The organism is Cellulomonas sp. EB106-03-03-XG116, assembly GCF_058792015.1.
This window is the reverse complement of the sequence record NZ_JBYTEP010000043.1, coordinates 25,225-36,885: the sequence shown is the minus strand read 5'-3', so window position 1 is coordinate 36,885 and position 11,661 is coordinate 25,225. Positions and strand designations below refer to the sequence as shown.

12 protein-coding genes and 1 tRNA gene are annotated in these 11,661 nt (G+C 74.8%); 6 read left to right on the top strand and 7 right to left on the bottom strand.

Annotated features, from left to right (window positions below; genetic code table 11):
- Window positions 1–53: 53 nt before the first annotated feature.
- The 5 genes from rplA to AC3WUG_RS14910 form a co-directional block, all read right to left on the bottom strand.
- On the bottom strand, window positions 54–773 hold the full coding sequence (gene rplA, locus AC3WUG_RS14930; protein WP_147795437.1) for a 50S ribosomal protein L1: 720 nt from the start codon (window positions 771–773) through the stop codon (window positions 54–56).
- A gap of 110 nt (window positions 774–883) precedes the next feature.
- Window positions 884–1,315: a 50S ribosomal protein L11 gene (rplK, locus tag AC3WUG_RS14925; RefSeq protein WP_147795436.1), complete on the bottom strand. Its 432-nt coding sequence runs from the start codon at window positions 1,313–1,315 to the stop codon at window positions 884–886.
- A gap of 94 nt (window positions 1,316–1,409) precedes the next feature.
- Window positions 1,410–2,231 carry a transcription termination/antitermination protein NusG gene (nusG, locus tag AC3WUG_RS14920; RefSeq protein WP_492328389.1) on the bottom strand — a complete coding sequence of 274 codons (822 nt, stop codon included), beginning with the start codon at window positions 2,229–2,231 and terminating at the stop codon, window positions 1,410–1,412.
- A gap of 70 nt (window positions 2,232–2,301) precedes the next feature.
- Window positions 2,302–2,586 (bottom strand): preprotein translocase subunit SecE, encoded by a 285-nt coding sequence (secE, locus tag AC3WUG_RS14915; RefSeq protein WP_492328388.1) that lies wholly within the window; start codon window positions 2,584–2,586, stop codon window positions 2,302–2,304.
- 114 nt (window positions 2,587–2,700) lie between these two features.
- Window positions 2,701–2,773, bottom strand: a tRNA-Trp gene (locus AC3WUG_RS14910).
- Window positions 2,774–2,959: 186 nt separating this feature from the next.
- Between AC3WUG_RS14910 and AC3WUG_RS14905 the strand changes: the two genes are divergently transcribed.
- The 6 genes from AC3WUG_RS14905 (at window position 2,960) to AC3WUG_RS14880 (ending at window position 9,210) form a co-directional block, all read left to right on the top strand.
- On the top strand, window positions 2,960–4,189 hold the full coding sequence (locus AC3WUG_RS14905; protein WP_492328387.1) for a pyridoxal phosphate-dependent aminotransferase: 1,230 nt from the start codon (window positions 2,960–2,962) through the stop codon (window positions 4,187–4,189).
- 119 nt (window positions 4,190–4,308) lie between these two features.
- On the top strand, window positions 4,309–5,211 hold the full coding sequence (locus AC3WUG_RS14900; RefSeq protein ID WP_492328386.1) for an ABC transporter ATP-binding protein: 903 nt from the start codon (window positions 4,309–4,311) through the stop codon (window positions 5,209–5,211).
- Window positions 5,208–6,047, top strand: coding sequence for an ABC transporter permease (locus tag AC3WUG_RS14895; protein ID WP_492328385.1), 840 nt, complete (start codon window positions 5,208–5,210; stop codon window positions 6,045–6,047). The genes AC3WUG_RS14900 and AC3WUG_RS14895 overlap by 4 nt, the downstream gene beginning before the upstream one ends.
- A 19-nt stretch (window positions 6,048–6,066) precedes the next feature.
- Window positions 6,067–7,368 (top strand): sensor histidine kinase, encoded by a 1,302-nt coding sequence (locus tag AC3WUG_RS14890; protein WP_492328384.1) that lies wholly within the window; start codon window positions 6,067–6,069, stop codon window positions 7,366–7,368.
- A complete protein-coding gene (locus AC3WUG_RS14885; protein WP_492328383.1) occupies window positions 7,365–8,012 on the top strand; it encodes a response regulator transcription factor in 648 nt (215 codons plus the stop codon). The genes AC3WUG_RS14890 and AC3WUG_RS14885 overlap by 4 nt, the downstream gene beginning before the upstream one ends.
- Before the next feature lie 157 nt (window positions 8,013–8,169).
- Window positions 8,170–9,210, top strand: a complete 1,041-nt coding sequence (locus tag AC3WUG_RS14880; protein WP_492328382.1) for an adenosine deaminase — start codon at window positions 8,170–8,172, stop codon at window positions 9,208–9,210.
- 119 nt (window positions 9,211–9,329) lie between these two features.
- On the opposite strand, the gene AC3WUG_RS14875 is transcribed toward AC3WUG_RS14880, so the two are convergent.
- Both AC3WUG_RS14875 and AC3WUG_RS14870 read right to left on the bottom strand, forming a co-directional pair.
- Window positions 9,330–10,424: a UDP-N-acetylmuramate dehydrogenase gene (locus AC3WUG_RS14875; RefSeq protein ID WP_492328381.1), complete on the bottom strand. Its 1,095-nt coding sequence runs from the start codon at window positions 10,422–10,424 to the stop codon at window positions 9,330–9,332.
- Window positions 10,421–11,656, bottom strand: a complete 1,236-nt coding sequence (locus tag AC3WUG_RS14870; protein ID WP_492328380.1) for an MFS transporter — start codon at window positions 11,654–11,656, stop codon at window positions 10,421–10,423. The genes AC3WUG_RS14875 and AC3WUG_RS14870 overlap by 4 nt, the downstream gene beginning before the upstream one ends.
- Between the last annotated feature and the right edge of the window lie 5 nt (window positions 11,657–11,661).

The following is an 11,661-nucleotide window of genomic DNA, read 5'->3' as shown; positions in this document are numbered from 1 at the left end:
GGCCCGGCACCCCCTCAGGGGTGCCGGGCCTCCGTCGTACCGGGTGAGGTGGCTCAGGCCGCCTCGTCCTCCGAGGTGAGGTTCCGGGTCTTGTTCTGGTCCACGAGGATGCCGGGGCCGTTCGTGGTCGAGATGGTCGCCTTGGTGATGTAGCGGCCCTTCGACGCGGACGGCTTGAGACGCAGGATCTCCTCGAGCGCCGCGGCGTAGTTCTCCACCAGCTGGACGTCGGAGAACGACGTCTTGCCGATGATGAAGTGCAGGTTCGCGTGCTTGTCGACGCGGAACTCGATCTTGCCGCCCTTGATGTCGGACACGGCCTTGGCCACGTCCATCGTCACGGTGCCGGTCTTCGGGTTCGGCATGAGGCCACGCGGACCGAGGACCTTGCCCAGGCGGCCGACCTTGCCCATGAGGTCCGGGGTCGCGACCGCGGAGTCGAAGTCGGTGTAGCCCGCCGCGACCTTCTCGATCAGCTCGTCGCCGCCGACCTCGTCCGCACCGGCGGCGCGGGCCTGCTCGGCACGCTCACCGGTCGCGAAGACGATGACGCGGGCGGTCTTGCCCGTGCCGTTCGGCAGGTTGACGGTGCCGCGGACCATCTGGTCGGCCTTGCGCGGGTCGACACCGAGGCGCATGGCGACCTCGACGGTCGCGTCGTACTTGGTGGTCGACGTGGCCTGCGCGAGGCGGATCGCCTGCAGCGGGTTGTACGTGGTGCCGGCCTCGATCTTCTCGGCCGCGGCGCGGTACGCCTTGCTGTGCTTCGCCATCTGCTCTCTCTCCTTCAGCAGTCGTGGTCGTCGGGCCGCACAGGGCCCTGCCACTGGGTCGCCCGCCCCGGAGGTCCCGGGGCGGGCGGTCGTTCAGTCGAGCCGGGGGCTCAGCCCTCGACCTTGATGCCCATCGAGCGCGCGGTGCCGGCGATGATCTTCTCGGCGGCGGCGAGGTCGTTGGCGTTCAGGTCCTCGAGCTTGGTCGAGGCGATCTCGCGGACCTGGTCCGCGGTCAGCGTCGCGACCTTGACCGTGTGCGGCGTGGGCGAGCCCTTCGCGACACCGGCGGCCTTCTTGATGAGCTCCGCGGCCGGCGGGGTCTTCGTGATGAAGGTGAAGGAACGGTCCTCGTAGACCGTGATCTCCACCGGGATCACGTTGCCGCGCTGCGACTCGGTGGCCGCGTTGTACGCCTTGCAGAACTCCATGATGTTCACACCGTGCTGACCCAGCGCCGGACCGATCGGCGGGGCGGGGGTCGCCGCACCGGCGTTGATCTGGAGCTTGATGAGGCCGGTGACCTTCTTCTTCGGGGGCATGAGCCACCCTTTCTTCTCTCGTGGGCCGACGCCGTGGGCGATGACCCGGTTGCAGTGCTGCGTCCGCGCGCGCCCCGGTCCCGGGGCGGGCGGCTCAGATCTTGGCGACCTGGCTGAACGACAGCTCGACCGGGGTCTCCCGGCCGAAGATGGAGACGAGGACCTTGAGCTTCTGGTTCTCGGGGCTGATCTCGGAGATCGTGGCCGGCAGCGTGTCGAACGGGCCGTCGGTGACGGTGACCGACTCGCCGACGGTGAAGTCGACCTCGATCGGGGCGGCGGCCTTCTGCTGCGGGGCGGCGGTCGGGGTCTTCGCCTCGATCGTCGGCGCCAGCATGGAGAACACCTCGTCGAGGGTCAGCGGCACCGGCTGGTGGGTGTGACCCACGAAGCCCGTGACGCCCGGGGTGTGCCGGACGGCGCCCCACGACTCGTCGGTGAGGTCCATGCGCACGAGGACGTAGCCGGGGATCCGCACGCGGCGCACGACCTTGCGCTGCGCGTTCTTGATCTCGACGACCTCCTCCATGGGGACCTCCACCTGGAAGATGAAGTCCTCCATGTTGAGGCTCTGGATGCGGTTCTCGAGGTTCGTCTTCACGCGGTTCTCGTAGCCCGCGTAGGAGTGGATCACGTACCAGTCGCCGAACTGCGACTTGAGCTGCGCCTTGAACGCGGCGACCGGGTCCTCGTCGACGTCGACGTCGTCGACCTCGTCGGACTCGACCTCGTCGGTCCCCTCGACCTCGTCGGTCTCCTCGACCGGGGCGACCTCGGCCGCGTCGCCGGAGTCGGCGTCGACCTCGTCCGCGGGCTCGCCGGCGGCCGGGGCCTCGACCGCCTCGACCGACGCCAGGGCGTCGTCGAGCTCGGACTCGGCGGCACCCAGACCGGGCTCCTGCGATTCCTGCGACACGGGCGAACCTGCTTTCTGCTGCGGAAGGTGGTGCTGAGGTGACGTGCGCCCCCGGGGGCGCCGCGGAGGCTCAGCCCCCGAAGATCCAGAACGTGGCGCGGCCGATGCCGAAGTCCACGACGGTCACGAACGCCATCACGACGGCCACGAACACCAGCACGACGCCGGTGTAGGTCACCAGCTCGGAGCGGGTCGGGCGGACGACCTTCTTGAGCTCCGCCACGACCTGGCGGACGAACAGGGCGATGCGGGCGAACAGGCCGCGCTTCTTCTCCGGGCGGGCGGCCTTGTCGCCGCCGGTCCGCTCCGCGGGCTCGCCCGCGTCGGACGCCGCCACGGGTGCCGAGTCGCTCACCTGATCGATTCCCCTACGTCTCGCGACGCCGGCCGTCGCCGGGCGCCTCATGTCGTCCGGCGGCCGCGCCCCGGGAGGTCCCCGGGGGAGCCGCGCGGTCCGTGACCACACGCGCAGGGCAGGCGAGACTCGAACTCGCAACCGCCGGTTTTGGAGACCGGTGCGCTACCAATTGCGCCACTACCCTACGGCGGCGGCGTCCTGGTGAGGCTCCCTCGCGGGCGCGGCTCATCATGGTGGACGTCAACCACCGAGGGACCACTGTACGCGACGCACGGGCCGGGGTCGAACCGCCCTCGCGGGCGGCCTGCGCGACGCGCCTCGCCCCGGACGTGCCCTGCAGCCGCGCCGGCCGGTCTGCGAGGATGGCGGCGTGAGCGCGCCCGCCCCCGCCCAGCCCGCCCAGCCCCGTCGCGTGTCCGCCCGCGTCGGGGGCATCGCCGAGTCCGCCACCCTGGCGGTGGACGCGAGGGCCAAGGCCCTCAAGGCCGCCGGCCGGCCGGTCATCGGCTTCGGCGCCGGGGAACCGGACTTCCCGACGCCGGACTACATCGTCGAGGCCGCCGTCGCCGCCGCGCGGAACCCCGCGAACCACCGGTACTCCCCCGCGGGCGGGCTGCCCGCGCTCAAGGAGGCGATCGCGGCCAAGACGCTGCGCGACTCCGGCTACGCGATCTCCCCCGCCGACGTGCTGGTGACCAACGGCGGCAAGCAGGCCGTCTACCAGGCGTTCGCCACGCTGCTCGACCCGGGCGACGAGGTGCTGCTCCCGGCGCCGTACTGGACCACCTACCCCGAGGCGATCCGCCTGGCCGGCGGCGTGCCCGTCGAGGTGGTCGCCGGCGTCGACCAGGGCTACAAGGTCACCGTCGAGCAGCTCGAGGCCGCGCGCACCCCCCGGACCAAGGTGCTGCTGTTCTGCTCCCCGTCCAACCCGACCGGCGCGGTGTACTCCCCGGAGCAGACCGCCGAGATCGGCCGCTGGGCGCTGGAGCACGGCATCTGGGTCGTCACGGACGAGATCTACGAGCACCTCACCTACGACGGCGCGGTGGCGACGCCGGTGCTGTCCGCCGTCCCGGAGCTCGCGGACACGACCGTCGTGCTGAACGGCGTCGCCAAGACCTACGCGATGACCGGCTGGCGGGTGGGCTGGCTCGTCGGGCCGTCGGACGTCGTCAAGGCCGCGACCAACCTGCAGTCGCACCTGACCTCCAACGTCGCCAACGTGTCCCAGCACGCCGCGATCGCCGCGCTCACCGGCGACCTGTCGGCCGTCGCGGCGATGCGCGAGGCGTTCGACCGCCGCCGCCGGACCATGGTGTCGATGCTGCGGGAGATCGACGGCGTCGTGATCCCCGCGCCGGAGGGCGCGTTCTACGCCTACCCGGCGGTGCACGGCCTGCTCGGCCGCACGTTCCGCGGCGTCACCCCGACGACGTCCGCCGAGCTCGCCGCGCTGCTGCTCGACCAGGCCGAGGTCGCGGTCGTCCCGGGCGAGGCGTTCGGGCCGAGCGGGTACCTGCGGCTGTCCTACGCGCTGGGCGACGACGACCTGGCCGAGGGCGTCGGGCGGATCCAGGCGCTGCTCGCCGAGGGCTGACGCCGCCCCGCCGCCCGCAGGACCACCCCGGCTGACCCGCCCGTCCACCGATCGGTGGACGGGCGGTCCCGTCCCCCGGTCGTCCCGCCGGGGCACCGCCCTCCAGGAGGCTGGCTGCCATGGACGACAGCGACCTGGCGGTCCGGGCGACCGGCCTGCAGAAGCGGTACGGCGAGAAGCGCGCCGTCGACGGGCTCGACCTCACCGTGGCCCGCGGCGAGATCGTCGCCGTGCTCGGCCCGAACGGGGCCGGCAAGACGACGACCGTCGAGATCCTCGAGGGCTACCGGCGGCGGGACGGCGGCGACGTCCGCGTCCTCGGCGCCGACCCCCAGACCGCGGGCCGCGAGTGGCGGGCCCGGATCGGCATCGTGCTGCAGGGCACGAACGACCTCGCCGAGGCGACGGTCTCGGAGCTCGTGCACCACTTCGCCCGGTACTACCCCGACCCGCGGGACCCCGAGGAGGTCATCGACGCGGTCGGCCTCCGGGAGAAGGCCCGCACCCGCAGCCGGCAGCTGTCCGGCGGGCAGCGGCGCCGGCTCGACGTCGCGCTGGGCATCGTCGGGCGGCCGGAGCTGCTGTTCCTCGACGAGCCCACGACCGGCTTCGACCCCGAGGCGCGGCACGCGTTCTGGGACCTGGTGTCCGGGCTGCGCGACGGCGGCACGACGATCCTGCTGACCACGCACTACCTGGAGGAGGCCGAGCACCTGGCCGACCGGGTGGCCGTGGTCCGGTCGGGACGCGTGGTCGCGGCGGACACCCCGGCCGACCTCGGCGGGCGCTCGGCGCGCCAGGCGGTCGTGCGGTGGACCGAGGACGGCGCCCCGCGCCAGGAGCGGACGGACGCCCCGACCGCGCTGGTCGCGGCGCTCGGCGCCCGGCTCGGCGGCGAGGTCCCCGGCCTGCAGGTGGTCCGCCCGACGCTCGAGGACGTCTACCTCGGGCTGATCGCGGACGACGAGGACAGCACCCCGGCGGCCCGGCCCGCCCTGGCGACGACGGAGGCCGCGCGATGAGCACCACGACCCTGGGCCGGCCCGCCGCCGGCCGCCTGCCCGGCACCCTGGCCCTCGGCGCCGAGCGGGCCCGGTACGAGATCCGCGGGTTCTTCCGCGAGCGGGACGCGATCATCTTCATCTTCGCGTACCCGATCATCATGCTGGCGATCTTCGCCACGGTGTTCGGCCAGGACGGCGCCGAGGTCGCCGACGGCGTGCCGTTCGCGCAGTACTTCCTGCCCGGCATGATCGCGACCGGCGTGCTGCTGTCGTCGTTCCAGTCGCTGGCGGTCTCGATCCCGGTCGAGCGGGACGAGGGCGGGCTGAAGCGGCTCGGCGGCACCCCGCTGCCCCCGGCGGCGTACTTCCTCGGCAAGGTCGGCCAGGTGCTGGTCGTCTCCGTGGTCCAGGTGGCGCTGCTGCTCGCGGTCGCCGGCCTGCTGTTCGACGTCGACATGCCGGACGCCTCCGGGTGGGCCACGTTCGCCTGGGTGTTCGTGCTCGGGGTCGCGGCCGGCGCGGTGTGCGGGGTCGGGTTCTCCTCGCTGCCGCGGTCGGGCCGCTCCGCGAGCGCGGTGGTGACGCCCGTGGTGCTGGTGCTGCAGTTCATCTCCGGCGTGTTCTTCGCCTTCTACGACCTGCCGTCCTGGATGCAGCAGGTGGCGTCGGTGTTCCCGCTCAAGTGGATGGCCCAGGGCATGCGGTCGGTCTTCCTCCCGGACGAGGCGGCCTCGCTCGAGCCGTCCGGGTCCTGGCAGCACGGCGCGACCGCGGCGGTGCTGCTGGCCTGGCTGGTCGTCGGGCTGGTCGTCGGAGTCCGGACGTTCCGGTGGCGGCGGCGTGACGACGGCTGACCTGCGCCACACTGGCCCCGTGACCAGCGACGGGCGACCGGGGGACGGGGCTGCGGCCCCGGCCTCCGGTGGCGCGCGCTCCGAGGCCGAGCGGACCCTGTTCTGGCGGCGCGCCCTCGCCGGCTGGGACGCGGCGTTCTACGCGCTCCTGGCGATCAGCGCGATCTCGATCCTCACCGTCGCGGACTCGTTCCCGCCGGACGGGGGCACCTGGGCGGCGCTCGGCGGGCTGACCCTGCTGCTGCTGGCCTACGTCCTGGTCGGTCGCCGGGGCGCCCAGGCCGGCGACGTCCGGCTCACCCGGGCCTACCTGGTCGTGCTCGTGGTGGTGGTCTCGCTGTGCAGCGGCGTCAGCACCATCGGGTCGATCCTGCTGTTCGTCGGCTTCTCGCAGGTGTGGTTCTTCGCGGCCTCGATGCGGGAGGGCGTGGTCGCGTCCGTCGTGCTGGCGGTCGCCTCCTGCGCGGCGATCGCGACGGCGGCGTTCGCGGCCGGCGAGGACCCCACGGCGCGCGACCTGGTCGTGCTGGGGGCGCAGATGGCCGTCGGCCTGATCTTCTCGCTCGCGCTCGGGGTGTGGATCACCCGGGTCGCCGAGCGGTCCGAGGAGCGGGCCTGGCTGCTGGAGCAGCTGGAGTCCGCGCAGGCGCAGCTCGCCGCGAGCAACCACGCGTCGGGCGTGCTCGCGGAGCGGGAGCGCATGGCGCAGGAGATCCACGACACCCTGGCGCAGGGGTTCACCAGCGTCGTGATGCTCGCGCAGACCGCGCAGGCCCAGCTCGACGCCGGGCGCGCCGAGCAGGCCCGGGACCGGCTCGACCAGGTGGAGCGGGTCGCCCGCGAGAACCTGGCCGAGGCCCGCGCGCTGGTCGCCGCGTTCGGACCCGCCGCGCTGGCGGACGCCACGCTCGCCGAGGCGCTGGAGCGGCTGGCCGAGCGGTTCCAGGCGGAGACGGGGGTCCGGGTCGAGGTCGCGCTCGGCGACGCCGGCGCCCCGGACCGCGACACCGAGGTCGTGCTGCTGCGCGCCGCGCAGGAGGCGCTGGCCAACGTCCGCAAGCACGCGGGTGCCCGGCGGGTGCTGCTCCGGCTCGTCCGGGACGACGGGGTGCTCGCGCTCGAGGTGCTCGACGACGGGCAGGGGCTCGCGCCCGGCACCGCCGAGGGCGTCGGGCTGCGCGGGATGCGGGAGCGCGTCACCGCGGGCGGCGGGACGCTCGACGTGGCCGGGGAGCCCGGCCGCGGGACGCGGGTGCGGCTGGCGATGCCGCTCCGCGACGACGACGGGCCGCTCGGCGACCCGGGGACGGGGACGGCGTGACCGCGCACGAGCAGGACGCGACGGTGCGGGTGCTGGTCGCGGACGACCACCCCGTGGTCCGGTCGGGGCTGGTCGGCATGCTGACCGTCGAGCCCGACGTCGAGGTGGTCGGCGAGGTCGGTGACGGGGCCGCCGCGGTCGAGGCCGCGCGCACGCTCCGCCCCGACCTGGTGCTGATGGACCTGCGGATGCCGGTGCTGGACGGGGCCGCGGCGACCGCCCGGATCGTCGCGGAGGTGCCGGGCGTGCGGGTGCTGGTGCTCACCACCTACGAGACGGACGCCGACATCCTGCGCGCCGTCGAGGCGGGGGCCACCGGCTACCTGCTCAAGGACACCCCGCGGGACCAGCTCGTGGCCGGCGTGCGCGGCGCCGCGCGGGGCGAGTCGGCGCTGTCGCCGTCGGTCGCCTCCCGGCTGGTGCAGCAGGTGCGCGGCGAGGGCGAGCGGCTCACCGCGCGCGAGCTCGAGGTCCTGGCCGGGGTCGCGCGCGGGCTGTCGAACGCCGCGGTCGGCCGGGAGCTGTTCATCACCGAGGCGACGGTGAAGACGCACCTGCTCCGGGCGTTCGCGAAGCTCGGCGTCGACGACCGCACACACGCGGTCACGGTCGCGATGCGGCGGGGCCTGCTCCCGGCGCCCTGACCCCCCGCCCGCCGGCCCCCGCCTACCGAGGTCGAGGGTTTCGCGTGGAACCGCCCGCGCAACCCCTCGACCTCGACGCGAACCCTCGACCTCGCGCCGGCGGGGCGCCGGCGCGGCGGAGGGGGCGGGGCGCGCGGGGATCAGGCAGACTCGCCGGGTGCGCGACCTGGCCCTGCTCCCGAAGGCCCACCTCCACCTCCACTTCACCGGGTCGATGCGCGTGCAGACGCTCGGCGACCTGGCGGCCGAGCGCGGGGTCCGGCTCCCGGCCACGCTGCTCGACGGCGAGGGCCTGCGGGTCCCGGCGGACGAGCGCGGCTGGTTCCGGTTCCAGCGGCTGTACGACGCGGCCCGCGCGTGCGTCCGCGGCGAGGCCGACCTGCGGCGGATCGTCCGCGAGGCGGCGGCCGACGACGCCGCCGAGGGCTCGGGCCGGCTCGAGATCCAGGTCGACCCGACCTCCTACGCCCCGCCGGTCGGCGGCATCACGCCCGCGCTGGAGATCGTGCTGGACGAGGCGCGGTCGGCGAGCGCGGACCTGGGCGTCGAGGTCGGCGTCATCGTGGCGGCGTCCCGGATGCGGCACCCCCTCGACGCCCGGATCCTCGCGCGGCTGGCCGCCCGGTACGCCGGCGACGGCCCCGGCCAGGTGATCGGATTCGGCCTCAGCAACGACGAGCGCCGCGGCGACACCCCGGAGTTCGCGCCGGCGTTCGCGATCGCCCGGCGCGCGGGCCTGGCGTCCGTTCCGCACGGCGGCGAGCTGCTCGGGCCGCCGCACGTCGAGGACGTCCTGGAGTCGCTGGCCCCCGACCGGCTCGGGCACGGCGTGCGGTCCGCGGAGGACGGCGCGCTGCTGCGCCGGATCGTGGACCGCGGGATCGCCCTGGAGGTGTGCCCGGCGTCCAACGTGTCGCTCGGGGTCTACCGCCGGCCCGAGGACGTGCCGCTGCGCCGGCTGGTCGACGCGGGCGCGACGGTCGCGCTGGGCGCGGACGACCCGCTGCTGTTCGGGTCCCGGCTGGTCGAGCAGTACACGACGGCGCGCGAGGTGCACGGGTTCACCGACGCCGACCTGGCCGAACTGGCGCGGGCGTCCATCCGGGCGAGCCGGGCGTCCGACGGCACGAAGGCACGCCTGCTGGGCGGGGTCGACGCGTGGCTCTCCGCCGACCCGGTTGCGCAACCCGCGGGTTGATCAACCGCGGCTGCACCGATGCCGAGATGGCGACTCTCGGCTGCGTCCGGCGCCGCCCGTGCAGCCGAGAGCTGCCATCTCGGCGTGAGGCGGCCGGCGCGAGCGGGTGGGCGCGGGCGTCAGAGGTCGGCGCCGACCAGGACCGGCTCCGGCTCCAGGGTGAGGCCGAACCGCTGCGCCACGCCGTCCCGGACGGTGCGCGCCAGCGCCAGCAGGTCGCCCGCGTTCGCGCCGCCGCGGTTCGTCAGCGCCAGCGTGTGCTTCGTCGACAGCGCGGCCGGGCCCGGCAGGCCGTAGCCCTTCGCGAACCCCGCCTGCTCGATCAGCCACGCCGCGCTGGTCTTGACCAGGCCCTCGCCGGCCGGGAACCGCGGGGCGTCCGCGGGCAGCTCGGCGGCGTCCGCCTCGGTCAGCACCGGGTTCGTGAAGAACGAGCCCGCCGAGCGGGTGTCGGGGTCGGCCGGGTCGAGCACCATGCCCTTGCGCGCGCGCAGCGCGAGGACGGTCGCCCGCACCTCCGGCAGCGGCGCCCGCTCCCCCACCTCGATGCCGAGGGCCCGCGCGAGCTCGCCGTACCGGATCGGCTCGGAGAGGTCGGCGACCCGCAGCTGGAAGGTCACGTCGAGCACCACGTACCGCGGCGTCGGGAACCAGGGGGCGCCGGGGTCGGCCGCGTCGGGCAGCGCGCGCATCGACCGCTTGAGCAGCGACGTCCGGTAGCCGAACTGCAGGTCGACGACGGGCAGCGTCCGCACCCGGCCGCGCACCCGGTCCCAGACCCGCACGGTCGCGATCGTCTGCGAGACCTCCTGCCCGTAGGCGCCGACGTTCTGCACCGGGGTCGCGCCGGTCGACCCGGGGATGCCGGACAACGCCTCGATCCCCTTGAGCCGGTGCGCGGCGGCGTGGGCCACCACGTCGTCCCACGGGGTGCCCGCCGCGGCGGTCACGGTCACGCCGGCGCACGCCGAGTGGTCGGGGGTCGTCAGGTCGCGGCGGGCGTCCCGGACCACCAGGCCGTCGAAGCCCGCGTCCGACACCAGCAGGTTCGACCCGCCGCCGAGCACCAGCAGCGGGACGCCCTCGGCGTCGGCGGTGCGCACCGCGTCGATCAGCTCGGCCTCGGTGGTCGTCTCCACGAGCCGGCTCGCGGGCCCGCCCACGCCGAGGGTGGTGAGCTCGCTGAAGGTCGCGGACTGGACGTCGGTGGTCACGGGACGAGCGTAGGCCGCTCCGCGGGCTCCTGCCGCGCCGGTGCCGCGGCGTTCACGACGAGCAGGCCGACGACGATCGGCACCGCGATCGCCAGCAGCGCGTGCCGGTAGCCGACCTCGTGCGCGAGCAGGCCGAGCAGCGGCGGGCCGGCGAGGAACGCCGAGTAGCCGATCGTCGACACCACGGACACGCGGGCGGCCGCGCGCAGCGGGTCGTCGCTCGCCGCGCTCATCCCGACCGGGAAGCCGAGCGCCGCGCCCATGCCCCACAGCACCGCGCCGACGAGCGCCAGCCACAGCAGGTCGTCCGGCACCAGCCCGAACACCAGCAGGCCGGCCAGCGCCAGGCCCGCGCACAGCCGCAGGACGGCGACCCGGCCGAACCGGTCGAGCAGCGCCGTGCCGAGGAACCGCATGACGGTCATGGCGGTGACGAAGACACCGAACGAGATGGCGCCGACCGCGTCGGACTGGTCGAAGCCGTCGACCACGGCCAGGCTCAGCCAGTCGTTGCCGGCCCCTTCGGTGAGCGCGGCGGCGAGGACCACCAGGCCGATGAGCAGCGTGCGCGGCTCGAGCCACGCGGCGAACACGGACCGCGGGGCGTGGGCGGCGTGCTCGCCGTCGCCGGCGGGCGCGTGCTGCCCCGCGGGCAGGAACGACCGCACGGCGACCAGCACCGCGATCGACGACAGCAGCACCGCGACCGGCACGTGCACCTGGACCGGGACGTGCGCGGCGGCCACCACGGCGGCGATGCCGGCGGCGACCACGGTGCCCAGCGAGAAGCCCGCGTGGTACCGCGGCATGACGGTCTTCCCGAGCTTCTGCTCGACGATCGCGCCCTCGAGGTTCATCGCGGCATCCCAGACGCCGGTGCCGACGCCGAACACGACCAGGCCCGCGGCGGTCACGACCACCTCGCCCAGCGCCGCGCCGAACGTCGCGATGGTCAGGCCCGCGGCGTTGAGCAGGGCGAACCCGGCGACCGCCCGCACCGCGCCGATCCGGGTGACGACGAGGCCGGAGAGCGGCAGCGCCACGAGCGACCCGCACGACCCGACGAGGAGCAGCAGGCCCATCTGCGCCTCGGACAGGCCGAGCGCGTCCCGGACCGCGGGCAGCCGGGCCGCCCAGCTGGAGAAGTTGAACCCGGACAGCGCGAAGACCACGAACACCGCCACCGAGGCGGTGCGGACGGCGGGCGGGGCGGCCGGGGCGGGATGCGTCATCGCGG

Bases quoted from the DNA above. Each gene is read 5' to 3' on its own strand.
- rplA (WP_147795437.1), bottom strand. From the start codon at position 773: ATGGCGAAGCACAGCAAGGCGTACCGCGCCGCGGCCGAGAAGATCGAG.
- rplK (WP_147795436.1), bottom strand. From the start codon at position 1,315: ATGCCCCCGAAGAAGAAGGTCACCGGCCTCATCAAGCTCCAGATCAAC.
- AC3WUG_RS14900 (WP_492328386.1), top strand. From the start codon at position 4,309: ATGGACGACAGCGACCTGGCGGTCCGGGCGACCGGCCTGCAGAAGCGG.
- AC3WUG_RS14895 (WP_492328385.1), top strand. From the start codon at position 5,208: ATGAGCACCACGACCCTGGGCCGGCCCGCCGCCGGCCGCCTGCCCGGC.
- AC3WUG_RS14870 (WP_492328380.1), bottom strand. From the start codon at position 11,656: ATGACGCATCCCGCCCCGGCCGCCCCGCCCGCCGTCCGCACCGCCTCG.